The organism is Streptomyces sp. NBC_01241 (assembly GCF_041435435.1).
Taxonomy (GTDB): Bacteria; Actinomycetota; Actinomycetes; order Streptomycetales; family Streptomycetaceae; genus Streptomyces.
Genome location: NZ_CP108494.1, coordinates 6,662,492 through 6,685,821, shown reverse-complemented (window position 1 = coordinate 6,685,821; position 23,330 = coordinate 6,662,492). Strand labels below are relative to the sequence as shown.

Sequence of the window (23,330 nt, the reverse complement as noted above, 5' to 3'; positions counted from 1 at the left end):
GCGTGGCTGCTTCTCCGCGGTGGACGAGCAACCGGCCGCGCAGCTCCACAGGACGAGGACTCCGCACCGGGACAGAACGCATTTCCCTCGCACCGGTAACCACTGAGTCCCTCCTCACCTACATTTCCCGGCCGTTTCGGCGGCCCCAAAGCCATCCCCGGATTCGCGGGGCCAACGGAGACCCACACGATGAAGCGCCTTCCGCGTATCGAGCAGTACGGCCTGATCGGCGACATGCAGACCAGTGCCCACGTCTGCGACGACGGCTCGATCGACTGGCTGTGCCTGCCCCGCTTCGATTCGCCGGCCGTCTTCGCCGGCCTGCTCGGCACCCAGAAACACGGCACCTGGCAGATCCGTCCGGCCTCGCCTGCTGGCCGATCCGGCTCCGGAGCAGTCGCCGAACGCCGGTACTGCGGCGACTCGCTCGTCCTCGAATCGGTGTGGCGCACCCCGACCGGCTCGGTCCGCGTACTCGACTTCATGCCGCCGCGCGACGAGGCACCGCAGGTGGTCCGGATCGTTGAGGGTCTGGCCGGCGAGGTGCCGATGGTCTCGGCCATGCGGCCTCGGCCGGGATACGGCAGCGTCAGCCCGTGGATCCACGAGGTCGGGGGCCGCATGGTCGCGGAGGCCGGCGCGGACGCTCTGTGGCTCGACACCTGCGTCCAGCAGGTGGAGAAGGACGGCGTCATCGTCAGTGCCTTCACCGTCGCCGCCGGGCAGAGCGCGGCTTTCGTGCTCAGTTGGTGCCCGTCCCACGCAGCCGCGCCTGAGATTCCCGACCCGGAGGCCGCGCTCGCCGAGACGCTCACCTTCTGGCAGGGCTGGATGCAGGAATGCACCTACGACGGGCCCTACCGCGAGCCCGTGGTTCGGTCCCTGATCGCGCTGAAGGCGATGACCTACGGGCCGAGCGGAGGGGTCGTCGCGGCGCCCACCACGTCGCTGCCCGAGGAGATCGGTGGCGGACGGAACTGGGACTACCGCTTCACCTGGCTGCGTGACGCCTCCACAACCCTGGCGGCGCTGCTGGGGACCGGGTACCGGCAGGAGGCGCAGGCATGGCGGCGATGGCTGTTGCGGGCGGTGGCCGGCGATCCGGAGAACCTGCAGATCATGTACGGGATCACCGGGGAGCGTGATCTGCGGGAGCGGGAGCTGCCTTGGCTTCCGGGCTACGAGGAATCAACCCCGGTGCGGGTCGGGAACGGGGCGGCGGACCAACTGCAGCTCGATGTGTACGGCGAGGTGATCGAGACCCTGTATCTCGCGCATCAGAGCGGTGTCGCGCACTGCGCCGACACCGCGGTTCTGCACCGGCGGCTCATCGAGCACCTGGTCGAGCGCTGGCAGGAGCCCGACGAGGGGATCTGGGAGATCCGCGGGGTACGTCGGCACTTCGTGCACTCCAAGGTGATGGCCTGGGTGGCTATCGACCGCACCATCCGCCTGGTAGAGGCCGGCGCCCTCGACATGAATTTGGACTCCCTTGTCGAGCTGCGCGAGACGATCCACCGTGAAGTCTGCACTCAGGGGTTCGACCCGGTACGCAACACCTTCACCCAGTCCTACGGCTCGACGGAACTGGACGCCGCCACGCTGCTGATCCCCCGCGTCGGCTTCCTTCCGCCCGACGACCCGCGCGTCATCGGCACCGTGGACGCGGTGCGCCGGGAGCTGGCCACGCCGGACGGGCTCGTGCGCCGGTACCCGACGGTCGGCGACCACGCCGGGGTGGATGGTCTGAAGGGCGATGAGGGCACGTTCATCCTCTGCTCCTTCTGGCTCGTGGATGCCCTGGCCTTGACCGGCCGCCTGGATGAGGCCCACACCCTGTTCGAGCGCCTGCTCGCGCTGCGCAACGACCTGGGCCTCCTCGCCGAGGAGTACGACCCCGTCCAGCAGCGTCAGCTCGGGAACTTCCCGCAGGCATTCAGCCACATGGGCCTGATCCAGAGCGCCCGGCTCCTTCATCAGCTGTCCACGCGGTCCTCCCCCCACCGAGGCGCGGCCTGCGTTCCTGCGCCCGGGTCACAGAAGCGCAGGCCGCGACAGACCTGCAAGGACCTGACGTCGCAGCACGCCTAGCCGCCCCACCCCACTGACGAGGAATCCCATGCTTGACAGCGCGTACCCGACACGGCCGGCCGCGACCGGCCACCGCCGACGGCGGCCCCCACGGACCGATGCCTTCACTGTGCACTGCGTTCGTCGTGCCGTGGTGCCGCCCCTGCTGCTTCTCGCAGCTCTGCTGGGCGCCGTCTTCACCGCCTGGTCGACGGCCGCGGTTGCTCTCGGCTGGCTCCTGGCCGGCCTGGTCTGCGGACTGACCGGCGTCGCGCTGGTGGCGGCCCGAGGCGTGCGAACGGCCGCGGGCACCGTGCAGGCAGCCGCAGAGGAACGTCGGACAGCGGAACTGACCGCGGTCGTAGGGGTTGCCGCGGCCGTCGAGAAGTCGGTGCAGTGGTCGGCGGACGAGCTGTGCCGAGGGGCACGGCCGCCGCTGCCGGACATGCAGATGCCGCAGCCGGCCAGTGCGACCGCGGAGATCGACAAGGCGTTGAGTGCACTCCAGGTGCAGGCCGTCGCCTCGCTGATACGCGTGCACGACGAGTCCCAGTCCGTCGTCCTACTGGAAGTGCTGCGCCGCCTGGCCAGGCGGGAACATGCCCTGGTCGGGAAAGCGCTGGCGGCACTCAGCCAGCTGGAAATGCTGACCGACGACCCGGAGCTGCTGACGAAGATCTTCGAGATCGATCACCTGGTGACGCGAATGCGCCGTCAGGTGGAGAGCACGGCGGTGCTGGGCGGGCAGTCCCTGCGCAGTGCGCGCCAGCCGGTCCCTGTCACGACCACGCTGCGCGGTGCGATGTCCGAGGTGGTGCAGTACCCGCGCGTGGTGGTGGCGGCCGGTTCCGTGGGCGGTGAGCTGGGTCTTCCCGGACACGTGGGTCCGGACCTGACCCACCTGCTGGCCGAGCTAATCGAGAACGCGTGCGAGTGCTCCGACCCGGCGACGAAAGTGACAGTGCGGGCGCAGCGGGTGCCTAACGGGCTGGCGGTCGAGGTCGAGGACCGTGCCATCTCCATGCATCCGCAGATCCGAGCCCAGATGAACCGTCTGCTGAAGGCTCCCGACGAGGTCGACGTCAGCGGCCAGGTACGAGCCGGGCAGCTCGGCTTGCTGGTCGCCGCGAAGATCGCTCAGTCGCACGGCCTGTCCGTTCTCCTGCAGGAGAACGTAACGGGCGGCACCACGGCCCTGGTCGTCATTCCAGCACGGCTCCTCGTGACGATTCCCCCTGTCGGTGGCGTGGGCACTCGCCGCCGGGAAGCACGCCCTGCCACACCCCCACAACGGCAAGCTGCCGCAGCGACGGCCGACCCCTCGGCAGGCCAGGTCAGCCACCCGATCGCCGGGGGCACGCCAGGAGCCGACGAGGCGGGACACGCTGCACCCGCACCCGACCTTCCCCGGCGTACGCGGCAGGCCGGTTCGTTCCCTCCACCGCGTGAGCGGGAGCAAGCCCCTGCGGCGGCAGCGACGCCTGGGCTCGCATCCGCCTTCCGCACCGGCGTCAAGGCCGGTGGGGCCGCCGGTTCTCTTCCCGCTTCGGCAGAGCAGCCCAGACCCTGACCAGCGCCCGCCCCTCCGCGTTCCCGGCCGCCCGGACGAATCCACCGGCCCTTCCCCCTTCTGGAGCGATCCCCATGAGCACCCACCCTGAGATGAATGACGTGACGAGCGGCGTGACGCCCGCCTCCGAGGCGACGGCGAGCCATCAGCGTGACGACATGGCCTGGCTGCTACGGCAGTTCGTCGCCGATGTTCCGGGCGTCTTGCACGCCGTCCTGCTGTCGCGGGACGGGCTGCGGCTGCTGGACAGCGAAGTCGACAAGGACTGGGCGGACGAACTGTCGGCCGCGCTCAGCGGGGTGGCCTCCCTCGCGTCGAACACCACCGGCCCCAGCCACCAGAAGCGGCCGGCCAGGCAGGTCATCATCGAGCGCGACGACTGCCTGTTCTTCGTCCAGAGCGCCGGTCGCAGCGCGGCCTTCGAAGACCATCCCAGCAACGACCGCGGCGTGGTGGACACCGTCCTCACCGTCATCGCCGCCCCGGACGCCGACGCCGGCCCCATCGGATTCGAAACGGGACGCCTGATCCAGAAGTTCGCCCCTTACATGCAGATCCCCGTACGAGTCGGCACGGGTGATGAGGTCCGGTGAGCACCCACGGCGACGCGGCCGAGGATTCGACGTTCGTGCGGACCTACACGCTGACGCGCGGGCGCACCAAGCCCCGGCACCTGCTCGGGCTGGACACCGTGCTGGACCTCGGCCCCGGACGGCCTGGCCCGGGCCAGGCCGAGGAATGCGAAGAGATCCTCGCGCTGTGCCGGGAGCACCGGCGTTCGGTGACCGAGCTTGCGGGACGGCTCGGCCGCCCCATCACCGCCGCCAAGATCCTCGTCTCAGACCTCCTGGATGCCCACGCCCTGGTCGTTTCCGTCACAGATGCCTATGCCGCCGCCGACACCGACGCGGACGAACGCCCCACCACCCACCTGTTGGCCGCCCTCTCGGTGGCCCTGAAAAGAAAGTTTCCCGATGCCATCCCCTACCGCCAGGCCGGGTGACCCGGCTGTGGGACTGCGGACTTCGTCGCACTCGCATGCTGGTGCACCGACCGTGCTGAAGATCGTGATCGCCGGCGGCTTCGGCGCCGGCAAGACCACCGCCGTGGGCGCGGTCAGCGAGATCACGCCGTTGAGCACGGAGGAGTACCTGACCGAGGCGAGCGCGGACGTGGACAGCCTGGAGGGTGTCGAGGCCAAGCAGACCACCACGGTCGCCTTCGACTTCGGGCGCCTCAGCCTCCCCGACGCGCCCAAACCTCTGGAACTGTTCCTGTTCGGCACGCCCGGCCAGGACCGGTTCGTCGACCTCTGGTACGACCTCTCCCGCGGAGCCGTCGGCGCGGTCGTCCTGGTCGACACCCGCCGCCTGGAAAACAGCTTCACCCCGGTCAGCTTCTTCGAAGACATCGGTCTGCCCTTCGTCGTAGCCGTGAACCACTTCGACGGAGCACACCTCTACCACCCCGACCAGGTCCGCGCCGCCCTGGACCTGCCCGCCTCTGTACCGGTGGTCACCGACGTCCCGACCGGCTGGGCAGCGGGAGCACGGGCGACCTCGTGGGACGCCCGCAATCCGAACCACGTCGCCGGCGTCCTGCTGACCCTCGTCGGCTACGCCGTGGAGCACGCATCGGAAGGCCCCGTTCACCCCGCATCCACCACAACTCTCCAGGACGCCTGATGTCATATCAGCCCAACAACTCCCACTTCGTGCCGCAGGCCACCCCACCCGCGCTGGCCTTACCGCAACGCGGCATGCGCGACGGCGCCCACGGGCTTTCCATCCCGGCAGGCGCCGCCGTCACCGGCCCGCACACCCAGCAGACGACCGAACTGGCGCAGCGGTACGCGCTGCTGGAGCGCCTGGGCGTGTCCCCCGCTGCCAGCGAGGACTTCGACGAGCTGGCCCGCGACATGGCTGAGAAGGCCGGGTTTCTGTACGGGTTCGTCAATCTGTTCCTGGTAGAGCAGACCTTCGTCGGACTGCACCAGCCGCCGGCGGACAGCGGGTACGTCATCGTCGGCCGCACCATGAGTCACGACCACGGCTGGTGCCCGGAGGTCGTGAAGCGCAAAAAGGCCCTCCCGCTGCATGACGTGCACGCCAGCCCCCGCTTCAGCGGCAACCACGTGGTCGACGCGGTCGGGATCCGCTCCTACTTCGGCGCCCCGCTCATCCACGAGAGCGGCGTGGTCCTGGGCACGGTCTGCGTCATTGACCCCGAGAAGCGGCCCCTGAGCGAAGCCGAACGGATCAGGGACATCACCATCAACTCTGGCGCGGAGGTGATGGGCAGCATCACCTCCGCGCCCGTCCGCTAGGCCCGCTCCACCGCCCCGCCCCGGAGCCGCTAGCGCTCCCCGGCCGCTCCACCGCGCGAACTTCAACCAGGGAGAGGGAGACGAGCATGCCAGCCACACCCGCCACACCGCCTCCGGCGCTGCGGCCCTATCTCACCGCCCGCCACGACCTGCTGTGGAACGAGGCGGACGCCTTCGCGGCCGAGCACGTCGCGCCGCGCGTCGCGCGGATGGAAGCCGCCCCGGGCAGGGTGGAGCGCAAGGTCGCCGACCTGATGGCCGCGCGGGGCTGGTTCGCCGTCACCGTCCCGGCCGCCTTCGGCGGTCTGGGCGCCGGCCATGTCGCCAAGACGGTCCTCATCCACCGCATCGCCCGCGTCTCGGCCGCCGCCGCGGCCATCCTGCAAGCCACCCAGATCCCCGTCGGCGCCCTGCTGCACTTCGCCACCTACGAGCAGAAGGGCCGCTGGCTGCCGCAGGTGGCGGACGGTTCGCTTCTCTTGTCGATCGCGGTGACCGAACCGACCGCCGGCGGGCACATCGGCGGGATCGAGACCACCGCCGAACGCGCCGGCAACCAGTGGGTGATCACCGGCAGCAAGGCCCACATCGGCAACAGTCACCTCGCGGGAGCCCACCTCGTGCTCGCCCGCACCGCCGAGGCGGGCGCTCGTACCTCGCAGGCGCTGACCGCGTTCATGGTCGAGTCCGACCGCCACGGGCTCTCCATCGCCGACCACCGCTCCGGTCTCGGCCTGCACGGCTTCTCCGCCGGCCGACTCGACCTCGACCACGTCCGTGTCCCCGCAGAAAACGTGATCGGAGAGATCGGCCAGGGGCTCAGCGTGGCGCAGAGCAGCAGCATCCTGTACGGCCGCCCCAACCTGGCCGCGGTCAGCCTCGGGATCCACGAGGCAATCGTCGCCACCACGACCGCTCGCCTCCAGGCACGCACCCGCTACCGGGGCGCCCTGTCCGATCTGCCGGTTCTGCGGGACCGCGTCGGTGACATGGAAGCCCGCCTGCGCGCCGGACGAATCCTGGCCTACCAGTCCGTGCACCTCCTCGACCAGGGCCTGTCCTGCGACGGCGACCTGATCAACGCCAAGTACCTGGGCCACCAGTGGGCCATGACCTCAGCCCAGGACGCCATGGAACTGCACGGCGCCCAGGCCCTCGACCGCGACTACGTCCTCCAGCGCCTGTGGCGCGACATCCAGCACACCTACCCACCGGCCGGGACCGGCGAAGTCCAGCGAATACGCCTCGCCGACGCCGCCTTCGACGACGACCCCATCCAGTGGTCCGAACGCCTCGCCGCCGAAACCGCCTGGGCGCAGCCCGACCCCACCGCCGCATGAACCCCCGTGCGCGGCACCCCGTGAATCCCGACCGCCTCGCACGGGTCCGTGTCGCCGGCCCCCGTCCCCCGCGGGGACCGGCGACACCCCTTCCGGTGACCGCCAAGCCAGCCGAGAAAGAGATAGCCGTGTTCCCGTCCATGACGCCCAGCGCACCGATCACACCGCTGAAGCCGACCCACCAGATCGTCGCCCAGCATCTCGTGGAGGGCCTCACCTCCCAAGACATCGTCACGAGGACCGGGCTGTCACCCCACACGGTCCGTCAGTACCTCCGCGACATCCGGGTGAGCGTCCATTGCCCGCCCCGCTGCAAGCCGCAGGTGCTCGTACATTTGCTGCTTGCTGCTGAGCAGGTCGCCCCGCCCACGACGGAGCGGCCGGCGCCGGAGCTCGACGCAGAGGAGCAGCTGCTGCTGAAGGCGGTCGCTGAGCACAACACCCCCCGCGACGCCGCTCTCGCCGCCAAGATCGCCCCGGCCGATCTCGGATCCGCACTCGACGCGCTGCTCGACGGGACCGAGGCCGCCGACGTCACCCAGCTCGTCGTCCTGGCCCACGCGTGGGGCCTGCTGGGCACCAGGCCGGCCGGCACGGTGGAGAACGGAGCGGCTCAGTGAATACATCGCCCGCCGCGCCGGTCACCGAGCCCTCTCCCGCGCCCCCGCACGAGCGGGCGCCAGCAACCGTGTACGAGATGCAGACTCTGGGCACGGACGCCGAGCGAGACGAGGCCGTCGCGCTCGTCCAGGACCGTCAGCGCTGGCTCACCATGCGCGGCCTGCCGGTACCCGCCCGAGCCGATATCCCCGCCCTGTTCCGTGACTCGCAGGCGCAGCCGGCCGGACTCTTCGAGGACGGGCTGCTGCTGGCCTGCATGATCCCGCAGCGCGCCCCCGGCCTCGGATGGGGGCAGGGGGCATGCCTCTTCCTGAGCTGCGTCCACACCCTGCCCGACCGGTCCGACGACACCATCCAGCTGATCACCCTGTGGGCCTCCGACTTCGCCGCCCGCCTCGACCTGCCGCTGGTGCGCGCCGAGGCCCTGGCCCGCCATCCCCTCGACGTTGATCCGATAGCCCCCTTCCTTCGCCGGCTCACAGACATGGGCTGGGACGTCCGAGGATCGGGTTCTGGACAGCATGAGGAGCGCGTCGCCCGCCTCGAACTCATCGCCGAGCAGCGTTCTGGACTGGGCGCTCTCATCGCCTGCTGGGTCCACGAACCGCAGTCGTCCACAGACAGCCGGAGCATCGCGTGACGGCCGCCGAAACGCTGCGACCGGACCTCGCCCGCGAACTCATCGCCCGCGCAGCGCAGTCTGCAGCGCGCCGGGCCAAGCGCGTGCGCAATCAGCTCGACGCAGTGCAGCTCGGCCAGGACCGTCACGCCGACCACGCCGACACCAAGGTGCTGCGCCGCGTCTTGGCCGAGCACGACTGGCCCGGCCACCGCCTCGTCGGTCCCGACGCGGCGCGCGCCGCATGGAGCCTGGCTCTTCACGCCGACGGCGACGCCGACTTCCAGCGGGCGGCCACCACCCTGCTGGAACGCGCAGTCCAGAACGGCGACGCGCCCGTCCAGCACTGGGCTCACCTCTACGACCGGACCCTGGTTAACAGCGGTCGCCTCCAGGAGTTCGGAACTCAACAGCTCCTCACCCCAACAGGAGTTGAGCTGTGTCCGGTGCGCGCGCCCGACTCCTTGGACCAGCGAAGAGGCTCCGTCGGACTGTCACCGCTCGCCGGGGCCCTGGAGACGGTGCGTCGCCGGCTCGCCCAGGATCACCAGGCCGGCGACCCCTCGACCATCGTGCTCGCGGAGGTCGCATGACCCAGCAAGCCCCGCCCACTCCACCGATCCGACCAACCCACCGATCCCTACCTGAAAAGGACCGTTGAGGTATGAAGCTCACCACCGCCGTTCTCGCTGCCGGCGCCGCAGTCTCCCTCGCGATCGCCGTGGTCGGAACTGCCCGGCTCCGGCAGGACGCGCGGCACCAGGCCGAACGGAACGAGGCACTCCTCGCGGGCAACCAGATCGACTGGCTGTCGCAGATGTCCACCAGTCCTGACCTTGCCGAGATCTGGAAGCCCGAGGGCATGGAGACCGAGGAGTACATGCGGCTCATGTCGACCAACCGGCTCCTCTGCATGTTCAGCCTGCGCGACCGCCTCGGCTTCGTCCCGAAGGGGCGCCTGCCCTTCTTCGCCGCGTGGATCATGAAAAGCGAAGTCAGCCGCCGGTACTGGAAGCACTTCGGCGACCTCCGCGCCCAGGAGGCCGAAGGAGACAAGCGGGCCGAACACTTCACCCGGATGTTGGACCAGGCCGCGCAAGCCCACTTGCACGAACACCCGGCAGCTGCTTGAAGAAGAGGCTCCCTCATCGAGCCCGAGGCAGTCTCGCCCTCAACTCGCAAAGGAATCTGATGGACTTCAGTTCTGTTCCGCTACCGTCTGGCGATTTCACCATCGGTAAGAGGTTCGGCTTCGAGGCTGGCCACCGGCTTCCCGGGCTGCCGGACGAGCACAAGTGCTCCCGCCAGCACGGGCACAGCTACGAGGTCGAGGTCATCGTCACCGCCCCCTCGCTGGAGGGGCCCGGCTTCGTCACGGACTTCGGGGCACTCGGCCCGTTCAAGGAATTCCTGAACAACGAACTCGATCATCGCAACCTCCACGAGATTCTTCCGTTCGAGCCGACCTCGGAGCGCCTGGCCCAGTTCCTGGCTGGCTTCTTCATCCAGAACCTTCAGCCCGCCATCCCTGGCCGCCTGGTCGCCGTTTTGGTCAGAGAGACCCAGGGCAGCTGGGCCCGCTTCGACGTGGAGGGGCAATGACCGCATCCGAGCCGATCAGCCTCGAACCGACGGCTGACAAAGGCGGATCCCGCCTGATCGTCGCGGAATGTTTCGGCGTCGAGGTGCCGACCTTCCAAGGCGAGGGCCCGAGTTGCGGGCACCCGGCGCTGTTCATCCGCCTGTCCCGGTGCAACCTCACCTGCACGAAATGCGACACGAAGTACACCTGGGACTGGTCGCAGTTCGATCCGCGCAAAGAGTCAACGAAGAGGACCGTTGCGGACCTGGTGGCCTGGACCGCGTCGTCGCCGGTCGAGCTGGTCGTGATCACCGGCGGCGAGCCGCTGATTCAGCAGACGCGGCTGGTGCCTCTCGTCCTGGGGCTGATAGCCGCGGGCAAGCGGATCGAGTTCGAGACGAACGGCACCCTCGCGCCCGCTCTTGAACTGGTTGCCGACGGAGTTCGGTTCAACGTCTCGCCCAAGCTCGCCAGCTTCGGTGTGACCGAGGCCAAGAGCATCGTGCCAGCCGCGCTGGAGGCGTTCGTGGCCTCCAGACGGGCGGCGTTCAAGTTCGTCGCTTCCACGATGGCCGACCTCGACCGGATCGCCGAGCTGGCCGACGCCCACCGGCTCGCGCCGGTGTGGGTGATGCCGGAGGGCACCACCCCCGAGGCGATCACCGCGACCACCCGGGTCCTCGCCGACGCGGTCGCGGCCCGGCACTGGCACTTCACCACCCGGCTCCACGTGTTGGCCTTCGCGGACACCCGGGGCCGCTGACCGCACGCGCGGCCACGCCACCATCCGTTCGTTCCCCAGTCCCCGGAAACGAGAGACGCCCATGACGACCTCTATCGCCAGCCCGGCAGCGGCGCCGACCGCCGCCATCCCCGGGCAGCCCGCTGCGGTCATCGACACCGGCCGGGTCGCCGGTCTGATCCACCAGCTCCTGGTCGAGCTGGGCGAGGACCCCGCCCGCGAGGGACTGGCCGGAACCCCGGACCGCGTCGCGGCATGGTGGAACGCCTTCCTGTCCTCGGACAGCGCCGCAACGGCCACCTGCTTCACCGAGTCCAAGCTGGGTGGTCAGCTGGTCATCGTGGGCGGCATGAGTGTGTGGTCGCTCTGCGAGCACCACATGCTGCCCATGAACTTGCAGGTCACGGCTGGATACGTGCCGGACGGCGAGGTGGTGGGCCTGTCGAAGTTCGGGCGGATCGCCCAGCACTTCGCCGGCCGACTGCAGGTTCAGGAACGCTTCACCCGCCAGGTCGCCGAATACCTGGGCGGCGTGATCGGACACGAGAACGTCGCCGTCGCGGTGCGCGGTGTGCACTTGTGCATGAGCATGCGGGGCGTCCGGATGGAGGAGGCCCGCACCACCACGGTGTACTCGGGCGGGCGCTTCGGCACCGACCCCGTCCTTTCCCAGCAGTTCCTCACCCTCACCACCGGGCTGTGGGGTGCGCCGTGATCACCACCGAGGGCATCGACTTCTCCGTCATCGCTCCACCTCCCTACCTGGAGCACTTCGTCGCCCAGGAGCCGGCCCGCGTCCATCACGTGGGTGCCCAGCACGTGCTGTCCGACGAGACCTACCGGGCCTTCTTCGCTCGCGAGGCCGAGCGCGGAGCCGAGATCATCGTCGACAACGGGCTCTTCGACCTCGGCTACGCCCTGCCGGCGGAAAGCCTTGTCGAAGCCGCGCTGGCGGTGTCCGCGAGGGAGATCATCCTGCCGGACGTCATGCGGGACGGGGCCGCGACCCTGAAGGCGAGCGAGAAGGCCGCGAGAGAGATCCGGGAGCTGTCCGGTGACGCATTCCGGCTGTGCGCGGTGCTGCATGCCGCGGACGATGACGAGTGGCTGCGCACCTACGACGCCTTCGTGACCAGCGACTGGGCCGGTGCCATTGCCCTGCCGGCCTCGCGTCGACCGGATCCCGACGAGCAGTTGTGCCGCACCCGCTGGTTGGCCACCGCCTACCTGCAGGAGCACGGCCTGGTTGACGATCTTCTCGTCTACCGGCTGCTCGGTCTGGGCCGGACCGGGCACCTGGAGCTGATCGAGCAGCGCGAGCACGAGTGGATCTCCTCCGTGGACGGCGCGGCCCCGGTCATCCTCGGCGCGATGGGCTTCGCCCTGCGGCCCGAAGGGCCGTACGAGAAGCCCTCCACTCCCCGGATCGAGAAGCTCGGTCCGATCCCCGTGGACCGGTTCGACCTCATCCGGAAGAACATCTGCGTCGTCCGCTCGGCGGCCGGCAGCACCGTCACGATCGCCGAGGAGCACCGATGACCCCGTTACTGGCCGACCCCGCCCCTGGGCTCCTGCGCGCCGCCCCGATCGACCCGGCCGGGCACACCATGACCCAGGCGAGGCTGCTGCGCTACCTGGAGATCAAGGTCCACCACCTCATCCAGGACCAGGGCTGGGACAGCATCCGCGTCGTCGGCGGCTATGACCGCGCGGCGGTGGTCTCCCGGTACGAGAAGACCGGGAAGCTGTTCAACATCGAGCGGCCCACCGCAGAGGTCCACGGCCGTGACCTCGTCGTCAAGGCGTTCCCCGGTGCCGACTACGTCCAGCACTACGCCCTGATCATCGCCACGTACCTGGCCATGACCGGCCGCCCGGCCGGCACCGTCACCTATCAGCCGCCCGAGCAGGAGGAGTGCCGAACGGCGCTCAACGCGCTCGACCTGGAGCTGGACGGCGACCTGGTGATCGTCGGCTGGGGCCTTCAGTACCTCGCTCCGGCGAACGGAGTGTGGACCCGCGGGCCCGGCTACGCCTGGCAGCGCACCGAGGTCGCGGGCCGTCGCGTGGTCTACCTCGGGTTCCTCCACAGCATCTGGGGAGACGTAGCGGGACGCGTCGTCGCGCGCCTGGCCGAACTCGGCGCAGGCGACGTCGTCTACGTCGGCAAGGTCGGATCGCTGGCCCCCGGCGTCGAACCGAACGCCTGGCTGGCGACCGGCAACACCAGCCTGGTACGCGGGGAGATGGTGACCTGGGACGACTTCTTCGGCGACTACGCCGCCGCCCACGACGGGGTGCGCAGCGGCCTGCACGTTTCCTCCCCGTCGATCCTGCTGGAGAACCGCGACTGGCTTAACCAGCACACCGCCTCGTACGCCTTCGTCGACCCGGAGATCGGTCCCATGGGGGCGGCGGCGCGCCAGGCGGGGATCAGATTCGGCTACCTCCACGTCATTTCCAACAACCTCGCCACCCACTATCCCGCTGACCTGTCCAATGAGCGGCACGGCGACGTCCTGCGCCAGCGGGCCGTGCTGGTGGACCGCATCCGCACCATCATCACCGGCCGCCTTACCGCCGGCGCGGCCCACACCCTGGGAGTGTCCCGATGACGGCGAGCGCGCCGACCACTACCGAAGCCGGGAAGCTGATCACCTTCGTCGGCGGTGACGGGGCCGGGAAATCCACCCTCGCCGCCCGCCTGCACCAGGCCCTGAACGACGCTGGCCACACGGCAGTTCTCATCGGCAAGCACAGCGTCGTCGTCCCCCAGGACCCGGAGCTGTCCGCCTACCTCGACCGCCTCAACGAGCTGGTCTACCGGCGCGACGCACGCGTCGCCCAAGCATGCGGCGACCACTACTGGCTGCTGGCCCTGGCCTCCTGGTACACCCTGCAGGACCGCCTCGTCATCCAGCCGGCCCTCGCCGCGGGCACCCACGTGATCCTCGACAACGCGCACCACAAGATCCTCGCCCGGTACGCGGTCAACCCCGAGGTCTCCTCCCGCCTGTGCGAGCAGGTCTTCGCGCATCTGTCGAAGCCGGGCCTGGTGTTCTTCCTGAACATCGGTGCCCGCGAGGCTCTCGTCCGCAAGGGCTCGTTCACATCCCTGGAGGCCGGCCACGCCGGCGGCGGTGACGAGGACTTCGTCCGCTACCAGGACACCGTCCTGGACCAGATGCGCGATCAGGCGACGGAGGGTGCCTGGTTGATGTTGGACGTCGCTCCGTTGGACCGCGACCAAGTCTTCAAGGCCGCCGCCGCTGCCCTGGCCGACCGTCTGCACCTGACCGTCTGACCCGGCCCTCCCTTCCCGATCGACAAGGAACGCACTATGGACCAGGCCCTGCCCGCCAGCGGGACATACGTCTGCCACGGCGTCACCTGGGCGAGTGGAGGCCCCCGTCTTCTGCTCGTCCCCGTGACCGGCGGACCGCTTGTCTATGCCCCGGTCACGGGCAGGCGCCTGGGTTACCAGGTGAGCGGCACCGGCCGGTGGTGCACCGGCCGGTACCGGTTCGCCGACCGCGTCCGCGTCGAGGCCGTCGCCTGCCCTGACCGGGCCCCGGCCGAGACCGGCGGACAGTGCGCGGCCTGCACCGGCCGGGACGACTTCCGATTCGCCCACCGGTTCCACTCCGGCGGGCACGTTCCCGACTCCCTGGCGGCGTACATGGCCCAGCCGCACTGGCTGTACCTGGCGACGTTCGCCGACGGCACCACCAAGATCGGCACCGCGGCCGAACCCCGTAAGCGCTCCCGCCTCGACGAGCAGGGTGCCCTGATCGCCACCTATCTCGGCCGGAGTGCTGACGGCCGCGCCGTGCGGTTCCTGGAGGATGCCCTCACCCGCCACCTCAGTTTGACGCAGAGCGTGCGCGCCGCGGCCAAGCTGACGGCCCTGGCCGAGATGCGCGACCTCGCCCCGGCCCGCGCCGCCCATCAGCACCATCTCGACCGCGCCACCGAGGCCCTGAACGGCCTGAACGTCCCGGCTGTGCCGGAGCCGTGGACACCGCCCGGCGAAGGCGACCTGCTGCGGACGCCGGAGACCGGGCGCGCCTTGTACCCGCACGATCCGCGCTCCGGTGAGCACGGGCTGACGGTGCTCTCCTGCCTCGGCTCCCAAATCCTCGCCACCCTCGACGGCGACGGTGAACAACTGCCCTACCTGCTCGACCTCGGCACCCTCAAGGGCCGGCGCATCGTCCTCGGCGCCCAGTTCTCCTCACCGCCCACCGCCGTACAGTCCACGCTCTTCTGACCTGCCCGAATCCCCGGCCTGCACTGCCGGGCCGCCCTGAGAAGCGAGGCCACAGCAACATGGCACCCCAGGACGCCATCCTCGGCTGGGACGAGGACACCAACGCCGAGGCATACAATGCCTTCACCCGCGACCACCCCATGTACGACGTGACCAGTCGCGACCTCGCCCGCCGAGGCCATCTGGCCGACGCCAGCCTGGTGGTCGACCTCTGCGGCGGCGCCGGCGCGACCGCCCGCGCGATGCTCGACCTGATCCCGGCCCGTGCCCGGGTCGTCTCCGTCGACAACGCCGCCGCGATGCAGCGTGTCGGCCGCCGTATCCTGACCGACGCCCGCCTGACCTGGGTCACTTCCCCAGCCGAACAGCTCGCCGACCACCTCCACGCCAGCAGCGCCGACGCCGTGGTGTGCAACTCCGCGATCTGGAAGACCGACACCGCCGCGGTGTTCGCGGCCGTGGCCCGCATCCTGCGCCCAGGCGGGCACTTCGTCTTCAACATCGGCGGCGGCTTCGCCGGCGTCCGGCACCCCGACGAACTCTCCACCCGCACCGGGCCCTCCCTCAACACCCTCATCCGCCAAGTCGCCGCCGAAACCGACGGATACATCCCACCGCCACGCGACGCGGACAGGCCACCGAAACTGCCGCTGGAGACAGTCACCGAGCAGCTGACCGCGGCGGGTCTGACGGTCGTCGGCACCGAGGTCACCGCCCAGCGCAGCACCATGGCCGAGAAGAAGGCGTGGCTGTCCATCCCCCTTTTCGCACGGCCCGAGGGCGGCTTCACGCACGCCCAACGGATGCAGATACTCGATGCCGCCTACGCCATGACCACCCCCGACGCCCCGACCGTGACGAGCTGGCTCGTCGTCGTCGCCCAAAGGCCAAAGGCCGTTGCATGACCCCGGCGCCCGGCAACAGGGTCCGCCTCTGTGACCACGCAAGCGTCGGGGTACTGATCTCTTCGCCGAGCGGCCTGCTGGTGTTCGAGCGGGCGACTCCTCCGGCCGGAATCGCCCCGGTCGCCGGCCACGTCGACCAGCATGGCGGCCCCGAGCAAGCAGCCCGCGACGAGGTCACCGAGGAGGTCGGTCTCACCGTCACCCACCTGCACCTGCTGCTGGAACGGTGGCGGCCCAACAGCTGCCGACGCACGCCCAGCGGCCCGGTCGGCCACCAATGGTGGATCTTCGAGGCCAAGGTTTCCGGACCGCTGCGCCCCTCGGCACGGGAGGTCCGCGCGCCTCGGTGGATCCACCCCAACCAGTTGCAGCAGCACGCGTTGCGCACCGCCGCGTATGCCAACGGTGCGTTGAGCCATGGAGAGTTCGAGCGCGAACCCGGGCTGGAGCCGGTCTGGTGCCGCTTCCTGCACGACCTGGAGCTCGTCACTCTGCCCTCGGCCGACCTCAACCGGATCGAGGCCGTCCTGTGAACGGCGACCAGGGGCCTACTTCAGCGGGAGCCGACCGCCCTGCCGGCCGCAAGGCGGCGAGCGTGCGCACGGATCCGCTCGCGGTCCTCGGGGAAGACGCTGTCCCAGTCTGCATCCAGACGGAACCATGCCGCCGGCTGGTTCTGCTCCCCGGCGAGCGGTACGTCGCGCCCGGCGACTGCGGCATAGGACAGGCCCAGAGTCGCAGACCAGTCGGCCCGGTAGGAACGCACCGCCACGGCTGCGGGCTCGGGCAGCAGTTCGCTGCGCAGGCCGGTTTCCTCCAGCAGCTCTCGTACCGCCGCCGCACGCGGCGTCTCCCCCGGCTCCACCTTGCCGCCGGGCGGCACCCATCCGCGCACGCGGTGCTTGACCAGCAGGACGTGCTCGAAAGCAGGGTCGGTGACCCACACCTCGGCCGCCAGCGGCTCCATCGGATCCCGGCGGGCTTCCTCCAGCCAGGCCCGCGCACCGTCGAACTCCCAAGCCGCGAGGCGGGCATCCGCAACAGCCTCGTCCAAGATCACCTGACCGACTTCACCTTGACTCACCCGCACACCTTAGGCCGACGAACCGGCCGGACGTCGCAGCGACGAGAAGGCAGCCATCCAGCGATGACCGGCCGGCCCGGTGGCCCTTCGGCTGCAGGGCGATCAACCGTGGCGCCCGCTTCACACGAAGGAGACCAGCGTGCACGATGACCAGCCATCGGACCGGCGAGCCTGGGTCGTCCTCGGCGGCATCCACCTCCTCAACCGCACCGCTCCACGGCGACCGGACGAGCCGATCGTGCTCGTACGGGTGCCACCACAGGAGAAGTGCCGACCGGCCACTACCGTGATCGTCCGCTGGGACGCCTTGGGGACCTGCCCGGCCGAAGCACTGCACGCCGGCGGCATCCACCTCGGGGCGGCCAGTATCGACGGCGGCGACCTGTTCCCCGACGCCATCGCCGGCCCCGCCCTGCGCGCCCTGGTCGGCACCGAGGCCGCACCCGGCCTGGTGCCGCTGTGCTACCTGGCCGAACACCCCGGCGGCGGCTACCACGCCTACGCGCAGATCCGCTTCCACCCCGAGGACGCCTGCTTCGTCCGCACCACCCCCGAACCAGTCGGCCACGGCCCGGTCGGGGAACTGCACTGGCTCGAGCCCGTGCTGACGGCGCACACCAAGTCGAGCATGGCGCTCAACAACCACCTGCGGTACTTCCACAAGCATTTCGCCGGCACCGAGCTGGAGTTCAAGTACACCCTCGACCCTGCACCGGACATCTGGGCCACGTCCATGGAACTACTCAAGGCGCTGCGCGACGGCAAGCTGGACGGCTGCCGCCCTGAGTACCGGGAAGAGTTCCAGATCCACCACACCGAGAACCACCTGTTCGACGTCACCGGCCCCGAGCCCGAGATCGGCTACGCCTCCTTCATCCCCACCGTCACCGCCGGGCACGTGCTCAAGCGCAAGTGGTTCACCGAGGACACCTTCGCCCGCCGCGAAGAACTCACCCCCGGCCTCGACATCACGCCCGACCGCTTCGAGACGTTCCTGCGCGAAGACCTGGGCCTCCAGGTCCGGGCCATGCCGCCCTTCCAGCGCATCCGCTACGACATCCAGTGCGAGTCAATGCGCACCGGACACGTCTACGGCATCTTCCTCGACCGCTGCGCCCTCCTGGCAGCCCCCGACGTCGTGCTCTCCCAATGCGAGCTGGAGTACCTCCGCTCGCGCAGCATCCTCCACCACGACACGGACGAGGTCCTCACCGAGATGCAGCGAATCGACAGCTGGCTCTGCGAGTACCTCGCAAGTCACGGCTGGGCGGCCGAGCACACCTTCTACTCCAAGCGCAGCTTCCTTCGCGACGCCATCACCCTCCGCCCGGACCTCGCCACGCCATGACCGACCAGGCGGCCTCCGGCAATCCCCCGCAGGAAGTACCCCGACCCACATGAGTGATCGAACACAGCATCACAACCCGCCCCACCCGACCACACAAGGAGAGGGCCCGGTATTCGAAATCAGGTTCTAGATTTCGCCCGCCTCCACCCGTTACGGCGACAGCACACCCACCGTTACCCGATCACCTGTCCGCATCTCACCCCGAGGAGCCCCTATGCATCCCGTACGCCACCCTGCGCTCGTTCATCCTGCGTTCGAAAACACCGCCGCCTCCTCGGGTGCCAGCCTTCACCTCACCTCCGGCCGAGGCGCCCTGCTCGCAGACGGTTCACGACCGGATACGAGGTACCAGGCATGACGGACTCCACTCGCCTTCCCTCGCCCCTCCACGCCTGGGTGGAGAGCGTGCTGGGCCCGCTGGACGATGTGCGGGACTCCTCGCACGACCGCGACAACTCCCAGGTGTGGAGGGTGACCGGCCCCGCGGGCGCCCACTATGTGAAGGTGGCGCCCAAGCCGATCCTCTACACGCGCGAGACCCGCGCCTACCGGGAGGCCGTTCCTCACCTCGGTTACGGCAACGCCCCAGTACTGCGCGACAGCTCCGCACAGCTGCTCGCCCTGATCCTGACCGCCGTGGACGGCGAGCCGCTGAAGGAAGAGGCGTCACCCGCGCGCCGCCGCACGGCCCACCGGCAAGCCGGCCAGCTCTTGCGCCGCTTCCACGACGCGATGACCGGCCCCCTCAGCCAGCCGGAAGCCAGCGCAGTCATCGAGAACACGGTGACCGGCCTGGACAAGCACCTCGCCGAGGCCCGCGAACACCTGTCCGCTACGGAAGACGACGTTCTGCGGCGCCTGGTGACAGGGCTGCCCGGGTGCGGACCGCTACCGGCCGGGTGGCGACACGGGGACTTCTGGGAACGCAACCTGCTCTGGAACGGCCGGCGCTGCGTATTGATCGACTTCGAGCGCAGCGAACCGGGCCCCCGCGTCACCGACTTCGTCAAACTCGCCACCTCGCTGTGGCCAGATCATCCCGAACTGCGGACCGCCCTGTTCGAGGGATACAGCCGGCCTCTGTCCGAGGCAGAGAGATACGCGCTGACAGCGTTCGCAGCAGCTGACGCCGCCAGCGCTCTCGCCTACGGCCCTCGGCACGGCGACCCGCTCGTGACCGCGCGCGGCCGGCGCACCGTCGAGCGCCTGGTACAGGGGGGCACTCTGTGAGCGACGCTCCTCACCTGCTGATCGCCGACGTGGCCCAGATCCTGCTCCGCACGCACGGCGCCGCCCTGTGCGTACGTCGCAGACCTGACGCGGTCCTCGCACCGGGTCAACTCAGCGTCGTGGGTGGCCACCTGCAAGCGGGCGAAACCCTCGACCACGCCGCGCGGCGCGAAGCAGAAGAAGAAACGGGGGTCCGCGTCAGCGCCGAGCAACAGGAGTTCTGCGGCCTCATTCACCACCACGACCCCGGCGACGGCCCGGACCGGATCACCGCGGTCTTCGTCGCCCAGTCGTGGGCGGGCGAACCGCACAACGCCGAGCCGCACAAGCACGAGGGCTTGTTCTGGGTGTCGTTGGAGAAGCCCCCGCCGGACTGCCACCCGTACACCACCGCCATCTTCCACATGCTCACCCACGGCCCCTCCTACCGGGCTCTGAACTGGCCGACACAGGGAGACAGCGAGTGAAGCGATTCTTCGGCAAGGTCCGCGTGGCGGAGCCACAGGTCTCCGACGCAGAGCGAGAACTCTTCGGCGGGCCCCTGCGCTACGACATGGGCTGGTCCCAACACGAGCATGCTCGCTTGGACTTGACCATGCGCTCGGCGCTGCGCCAGATGCCCGGACTCGTCAGCGCCACCCTGCGGATGGCCTGGAGTGCGGATCGCCGGGCGCTCGTGGCCGTGGCGGTCAGCGAACTCGGCCAGGGCATCGCCGCCGCGGTCGGCCTGCTCGCCATCAACGCGGTCATGCACGCGCTGCTGGGGGCCGGTGACACGGTCGACCGGCTGCACGCCCTCCTGCCGGGGCTGCTTGCCGCCGCCGGCGTCGCCGTCGTGAACTCCGCTCTGGCCGGCTGGTCGACATCCCGAGCGGGACGCCTCGAACCGGTTGTGGAGCGGATCGCCACGACGCAGTACCTGGCCGCCGCAACCTCGGTCGAACTCGAAGCCATCGACGATCCGGACTTCCGCCGCCTGATCGACATCGCCCAGTACGGGCCCGCCTCTGCCCGCCGCATGATCGGCGCCTGCGTCTCCGCGCTGAACAGCACCATCTCACTGATCGCCACAGCGGGCGTCCTCACCGTCCTGAACCCCACCCTGCTGCCGATGCTGCTAGTTATCGCAGCCCCCCGCGGGTGGGGCGCCATGCGAGTGGCACAGGAACGCTACGTCTCCGTGATGAGCTGGATCGAGCACCTGCGGGCCAGCCGCCTCATCGGCAACCTCCTCACCGAGCGCACCGCCGCGCAAGAAGTGCGAATCCACGCCGTCGGCCCCTTCCTCCTGGAGCGGTACCGGCGCATGGCCGCGAGCGCGGAATCGGAGCAGGAGCGGCTGGCCTCCAGCAAAGCCGTCACCGAATGGGTGGCCTCAGCGCTGTCCGGGCTGGCGATGGCCGCCACCTACAGCACCATGATCTGGCTGATCATGGCCGGACACATGAGCCTTGCCGTCGCCGGCACCGCCGTGTTCGCGGTACGGACCGGCTCGGCGAGCCTGGGCGCACTGGTGATGAATATCAACCAGCTGCACGAGGAGTCCCTCTACGTCCGCGATCACGGACAGTTCCTGATCGAGGCCGCTCAACGCGCCATCCCGCAGACCGGCAGTCCCGTCCCCGCCCAAGTCAAGCAGGTCTCCCTGGAGCACGTCACCTACCAGTATCCCGACCGCGACGCACCGGCCCTGGACGACGTGACGCTCACCTTCCCCATGGGGTCGGTCATCGCCGTGGTGGGCGAAAACGGCTCCGGCAAGAGCACCTTGATGAAGATCCTCTCCGGTCTGCTCCTCCCTCACGCCGGATCGGTGAGGTGGGGCGACTTCGACGTCTCCGGGCTGGAACGCTCCCAGGTCTTCGACCGCGTCTCGCTTCTCACTCAGGACTTCCAACGGTGGCCCGTGACCGCCGCGATGAACATCCGCATCGGCCGCCCCGGGCACGTCGCCTCCATGCATGACCTGCAGACGTCGGTCGACTACGCCGGCGCCGGATCCGTCACCGCCAAACTCCCCAACGGCCTGGAAAGCATGCTCGGCCGCATGTTCCGCGGAGCCATCGAACTCTCCGGCGGCGAATGGCAGAAGGTCGGCCTGGCCCGCACCCACTGGCGCAGCTCAACATCGCAGGCGGACAGCGTCCTCATCGTTGACGAGCCAACCTCCGCCCTGGACCCCGAAGCCGAGATCGCTGCCTTCGACCGCATCCGCCGCCTCGCCGCCCCGCACCGGGCCGTCGTCCTGGTCACCCACCGGATGTCCGGCGTCCGCCACGCCGACCACATCTACGTCCTCAACCAAGGGCGCCTCGCCGAACACGGCACACACGACGACCTCATCGCCGCACGTGGCCGATATGCAGCCATGTTCGACACACAGGCCGCCCAGTACGCCCCGACCCCGCACATCCCTATGCCTGCTTCACCCAGCGTCACAGACCAGGCATGACCCGCCCCACCGAAAGGCAGAGCCCGTGACATCTCCCGTCTCCCCTTCTGATCACGTCCCGCCGAAGGCTGCCCTCTCGGACGCGCAGTACGCCGCGTCCCGCCACGCGGTGTGGCTCAGCGCCGCCGCGATCGTCACCGACCAGGTCGGCCGAGTCCTGCTGGTGAAACCCACCTACCGCGAGGACGACCGGTGGCTGCTGCCCGGTGGCGCCGCCGAACCCGGCGAGCACCCCTTGAACGCCTGCCGGCGCGAGATCGCCGAGGAACTGGGCCTCCGGGACCTGGCCCTGCAGGACGTTCTCGCCATCCACTCCCTTTCACCGCACCACCCCGACATCAAGCCCGGCATGCCCTGTCCCGGAGAGATCCGCTACATCTTCGACGGCGGCACCCTCACTCCCGACGAGGTCCAGGCGATTCGTCTGCCCCCCAAGGAACTTTCCGAGTTCGCCTTCTTGGAGACCAGGGATGCGGTGCAACGTCTACTCCCCGTAGACGGCCAGATCATGCTCGCCGCCTACCGGTCCCGGCTCGGAAACACCGCCACCGCCCACCTCGCCGACGGGCAGCACATCCTCGACGTACCAGCGCTCGACAGCCATGACGTCCACGTCCGCTACCGCCCCATGTGGGACAGCCCTCTGAACCGGACCCCCGTGCCCGGTCAGCTCCCCGTGCAGCAAGCCTGGGCGTGGTGCTTCGTCCCTGACGGCAGGGTAGTGCTCGTTGCCGACCCCGGTCCGCGGGGCTCACTGCCCATGCTGCCCGGCGGCACCGTCGAGAAGGCCGACGCCACCCCCGAGGACACCCTCCATCGGGAAGCCGCCGAGGAAGCCCAACTCACACTGACCGAACCGGTGCGACTGGGGTGGGTGCTGGACGAGACCGGCGAGGTCTACGGCGGGGTGGGGCCCAACGCCCGCCTCCGCCTCGCCGCCCGGGTAACCGCCATCGGGCCGGCGGCCGTCGACCCCGCCACCGGCCGCCCCTTCGCCCGGCTGCTCGCCACCCCCTCCCAGGCAGCCGCCCTGCTCGGCTGGGGCCCGCCCGGAGCGCGACAAGCACAGCTCGCGGTGGAGACGGCACGCGAGCGGTGGGGCCTGCCCGCTGCTCGCGCCGCTGCCATCGAGGAGATCCCCTCGGAGGGGATGCGGCTGAGCTGACCAAAC

26 protein-coding genes are annotated in these 23,330 nt (G+C 69.7%); 25 read left to right on the top strand and 1 reads right to left on the bottom strand.

Going from position 1 to position 23,330, the window contains the following annotated elements:
• Positions 1-189: 189 nt before the first annotated feature.
• The 20 genes from OG306_RS30145 (at position 190) to OG306_RS30050 (ending at position 16,578) form a co-directional block, all read left to right on the top strand.
• On the top strand, positions 190-2,091 hold the full coding sequence (locus tag OG306_RS30145) for a glycoside hydrolase family 15 protein (RefSeq protein WP_371665866.1): 1,902 nt from the start codon (positions 190-192) through the stop codon (positions 2,089-2,091).
• 28 nt (positions 2,092-2,119) lie between these two features.
• On the top strand, positions 2,120-3,640 hold the full coding sequence (locus OG306_RS30140; protein WP_371665865.1) for a sensor histidine kinase: 1,521 nt from the start codon (positions 2,120-2,122) through the stop codon (positions 3,638-3,640).
• A 74-nt stretch (positions 3,641-3,714) separates the two neighbouring features.
• The gene (locus tag OG306_RS30135; protein ID WP_371665864.1) at positions 3,715-4,233 is read left to right on the top strand and encodes a roadblock/LC7 domain-containing protein; all 519 of its coding nucleotides are present in this window, start codon (positions 3,715-3,717) and stop codon (positions 4,231-4,233) included.
• Positions 4,230-4,643: a DUF742 domain-containing protein gene (locus OG306_RS30130; RefSeq protein ID WP_371665863.1), complete on the top strand. Its 414-nt coding sequence runs from the start codon at positions 4,230-4,232 to the stop codon at positions 4,641-4,643. The genes OG306_RS30135 and OG306_RS30130 overlap by 4 nt, the downstream gene beginning before the upstream one ends.
• A 52-nt stretch (positions 4,644-4,695) precedes the next feature.
• Entirely contained in the window at positions 4,696-5,325 is a 630-nt protein-coding gene (locus tag OG306_RS30125; protein ID WP_266978679.1) for a GTP-binding protein, read from the top strand.
• The gene (locus OG306_RS30120) at positions 5,325-5,966 is read left to right on the top strand and encodes a GAF domain-containing protein (RefSeq protein ID WP_371665862.1); all 642 of its coding nucleotides are present in this window, start codon (positions 5,325-5,327) and stop codon (positions 5,964-5,966) included. Before OG306_RS30125 ends, OG306_RS30120 begins: the two co-directional genes overlap by 1 nt.
• 86 nt (positions 5,967-6,052) lie before the next feature.
• Entirely contained in the window at positions 6,053-7,306 is a 1,254-nt protein-coding gene (locus tag OG306_RS30115; protein WP_371665861.1) for an acyl-CoA dehydrogenase family protein, read from the top strand.
• A gap of 95 nt (positions 7,307-7,401) precedes the next feature.
• Positions 7,402-7,926 (top strand): helix-turn-helix transcriptional regulator, encoded by a 525-nt coding sequence (locus tag OG306_RS30110; protein ID WP_371665860.1) that lies wholly within the window; start codon positions 7,402-7,404, stop codon positions 7,924-7,926.
• Between the two features lie 68 nt (positions 7,927-7,994).
• A complete protein-coding gene (locus OG306_RS30105) occupies positions 7,995-8,567 on the top strand; it encodes a hypothetical protein (RefSeq protein ID WP_371666284.1) in 573 nt (190 codons plus the stop codon).
• A complete protein-coding gene (locus OG306_RS30100) occupies positions 8,564-9,139 on the top strand; it encodes a DUF6624 domain-containing protein (protein WP_371665859.1) in 576 nt (191 codons plus the stop codon). The genes OG306_RS30105 and OG306_RS30100 overlap by 4 nt, the downstream gene beginning before the upstream one ends.
• 71 nt (positions 9,140-9,210) lie before the next feature.
• A complete protein-coding gene (locus OG306_RS30095; protein ID WP_371665857.1) occupies positions 9,211-9,678 on the top strand; it encodes a DUF6082 family protein in 468 nt (155 codons plus the stop codon).
• A gap of 59 nt (positions 9,679-9,737) precedes the next feature.
• Complete coding sequence (locus OG306_RS30090) at positions 9,738-10,148, top strand: 6-pyruvoyl trahydropterin synthase family protein (RefSeq protein ID WP_371665856.1); 411 nt, start codon at positions 9,738-9,740, stop codon at positions 10,146-10,148.
• Positions 10,145-10,891 carry a 7-carboxy-7-deazaguanine synthase QueE gene (locus OG306_RS30085; RefSeq protein ID WP_371665855.1) on the top strand — a complete coding sequence of 249 codons (747 nt, stop codon included), beginning with the start codon at positions 10,145-10,147 and terminating at the stop codon, positions 10,889-10,891. The genes OG306_RS30090 and OG306_RS30085 overlap by 4 nt, the downstream gene beginning before the upstream one ends.
• Positions 10,892-10,952: 61 nt before the next feature.
• Entirely contained in the window at positions 10,953-11,585 is a 633-nt protein-coding gene (gene folE, locus OG306_RS30080; RefSeq protein ID WP_371665854.1) for a GTP cyclohydrolase I, read from the top strand.
• The gene (locus OG306_RS30075) at positions 11,582-12,409 is read left to right on the top strand and encodes a hypothetical protein (protein WP_371665853.1); all 828 of its coding nucleotides are present in this window, start codon (positions 11,582-11,584) and stop codon (positions 12,407-12,409) included. Before folE ends, OG306_RS30075 begins: the two co-directional genes overlap by 4 nt.
• Positions 12,406-13,485, top strand: a complete 1,080-nt coding sequence (locus tag OG306_RS30070; RefSeq protein WP_371665852.1) for a hypothetical protein — start codon at positions 12,406-12,408, stop codon at positions 13,483-13,485. Before OG306_RS30075 ends, OG306_RS30070 begins: the two co-directional genes overlap by 4 nt.
• A complete protein-coding gene (locus tag OG306_RS30065) occupies positions 13,482-14,174 on the top strand; it encodes a dTMP kinase (RefSeq protein WP_371665851.1) in 693 nt (230 codons plus the stop codon). The genes OG306_RS30070 and OG306_RS30065 overlap by 4 nt, the downstream gene beginning before the upstream one ends.
• A gap of 36 nt (positions 14,175-14,210) precedes the next feature.
• Entirely contained in the window at positions 14,211-15,140 is a 930-nt protein-coding gene (locus OG306_RS30060; protein ID WP_371665850.1) for a DUF2797 domain-containing protein, read from the top strand.
• 59 nt (positions 15,141-15,199) lie between these two features.
• The gene (locus OG306_RS30055) at positions 15,200-16,045 is read left to right on the top strand and encodes a class I SAM-dependent methyltransferase (RefSeq protein ID WP_371665849.1); all 846 of its coding nucleotides are present in this window, start codon (positions 15,200-15,202) and stop codon (positions 16,043-16,045) included.
• The gene (locus OG306_RS30050) at positions 16,042-16,578 is read left to right on the top strand and encodes an NUDIX domain-containing protein (RefSeq protein ID WP_371665848.1); all 537 of its coding nucleotides are present in this window, start codon (positions 16,042-16,044) and stop codon (positions 16,576-16,578) included. Before OG306_RS30055 ends, OG306_RS30050 begins: the two co-directional genes overlap by 4 nt.
• A gap of 20 nt (positions 16,579-16,598) precedes the next feature.
• On the opposite strand, the gene OG306_RS30045 is transcribed toward OG306_RS30050, so the two are convergent.
• Complete coding sequence (locus OG306_RS30045) at positions 16,599-17,129, bottom strand: NUDIX domain-containing protein (protein ID WP_371665847.1); 531 nt, start codon at positions 17,127-17,129, stop codon at positions 16,599-16,601.
• A 139-nt stretch (positions 17,130-17,268) separates the two neighbouring features.
• On the opposite strand from OG306_RS30045, the gene OG306_RS30040 reads away from it, so the two are divergent.
• The 5 genes from OG306_RS30040 to OG306_RS30020 all read left to right on the top strand — a co-directional run bounded on the left by OG306_RS30040 (position 17,269) and on the right by OG306_RS30020 (position 23,324).
• The gene (locus tag OG306_RS30040; RefSeq protein ID WP_371665846.1) at positions 17,269-18,477 is read left to right on the top strand and encodes a hypothetical protein; all 1,209 of its coding nucleotides are present in this window, start codon (positions 17,269-17,271) and stop codon (positions 18,475-18,477) included.
• A gap of 354 nt (positions 18,478-18,831) precedes the next feature.
• A complete protein-coding gene (locus OG306_RS30035; RefSeq protein ID WP_371665845.1) occupies positions 18,832-19,707 on the top strand; it encodes a phosphotransferase enzyme family protein in 876 nt (291 codons plus the stop codon).
• Positions 19,704-20,174 (top strand): NUDIX domain-containing protein, encoded by a 471-nt coding sequence (locus OG306_RS30030; RefSeq protein WP_371665844.1) that lies wholly within the window; start codon positions 19,704-19,706, stop codon positions 20,172-20,174. The genes OG306_RS30035 and OG306_RS30030 overlap by 4 nt, the downstream gene beginning before the upstream one ends.
• Complete coding sequence (locus tag OG306_RS30025; RefSeq protein ID WP_371665843.1) at positions 20,171-22,159, top strand: ABC transporter ATP-binding protein; 1,989 nt, start codon at positions 20,171-20,173, stop codon at positions 22,157-22,159. Before OG306_RS30030 ends, OG306_RS30025 begins: the two co-directional genes overlap by 4 nt.
• A 25-nt stretch (positions 22,160-22,184) precedes the next feature.
• Positions 22,185-23,324, top strand: a complete 1,140-nt coding sequence (locus OG306_RS30020; protein ID WP_371665842.1) for an NUDIX hydrolase — start codon at positions 22,185-22,187, stop codon at positions 23,322-23,324.
• Positions 23,325-23,330: the final 6 nt, after the last annotated feature.

What these genes read in the sequence shown, in the direction of transcription:
- OG306_RS30145 (WP_371665866.1), top strand. Translation starts at nt 190, where the DNA reads ATGAAGCGCCTTCCGCGTATCGAGCAGTACGGCCTGATCGGCGACATG.
- OG306_RS30140 (WP_371665865.1), top strand. Translation starts at nt 2,120, where the DNA reads ATGCTTGACAGCGCGTACCCGACACGGCCGGCCGCGACCGGCCACCGC.
- OG306_RS30135 (WP_371665864.1), top strand. Translation starts at nt 3,715, where the DNA reads ATGAGCACCCACCCTGAGATGAATGACGTGACGAGCGGCGTGACGCCC.
- OG306_RS30120 (WP_371665862.1), top strand. Translation starts at nt 5,325, where the DNA reads ATGTCATATCAGCCCAACAACTCCCACTTCGTGCCGCAGGCCACCCCA.
- OG306_RS30115 (WP_371665861.1), top strand. Translation starts at nt 6,053, where the DNA reads ATGCCAGCCACACCCGCCACACCGCCTCCGGCGCTGCGGCCCTATCTC.
- OG306_RS30095 (WP_371665857.1), top strand. Translation starts at nt 9,211, where the DNA reads ATGAAGCTCACCACCGCCGTTCTCGCTGCCGGCGCCGCAGTCTCCCTC.
- OG306_RS30090 (WP_371665856.1), top strand. Translation starts at nt 9,738, where the DNA reads ATGGACTTCAGTTCTGTTCCGCTACCGTCTGGCGATTTCACCATCGGT.
- OG306_RS30085 (WP_371665855.1), top strand. Translation starts at nt 10,145, where the DNA reads ATGACCGCATCCGAGCCGATCAGCCTCGAACCGACGGCTGACAAAGGC.
- folE (WP_371665854.1), top strand. Translation starts at nt 10,953, where the DNA reads ATGACGACCTCTATCGCCAGCCCGGCAGCGGCGCCGACCGCCGCCATC.
- OG306_RS30070 (WP_371665852.1), top strand. Translation starts at nt 12,406, where the DNA reads ATGACCCCGTTACTGGCCGACCCCGCCCCTGGGCTCCTGCGCGCCGCC.
- OG306_RS30065 (WP_371665851.1), top strand. Translation starts at nt 13,482, where the DNA reads ATGACGGCGAGCGCGCCGACCACTACCGAAGCCGGGAAGCTGATCACC.
- OG306_RS30060 (WP_371665850.1), top strand. Translation starts at nt 14,211, where the DNA reads ATGGACCAGGCCCTGCCCGCCAGCGGGACATACGTCTGCCACGGCGTC.
- OG306_RS30055 (WP_371665849.1), top strand. Translation starts at nt 15,200, where the DNA reads ATGGCACCCCAGGACGCCATCCTCGGCTGGGACGAGGACACCAACGCC.
- OG306_RS30050 (WP_371665848.1), top strand. Translation starts at nt 16,042, where the DNA reads ATGACCCCGGCGCCCGGCAACAGGGTCCGCCTCTGTGACCACGCAAGC.
- OG306_RS30035 (WP_371665845.1), top strand. Translation starts at nt 18,832, where the DNA reads ATGACGGACTCCACTCGCCTTCCCTCGCCCCTCCACGCCTGGGTGGAG.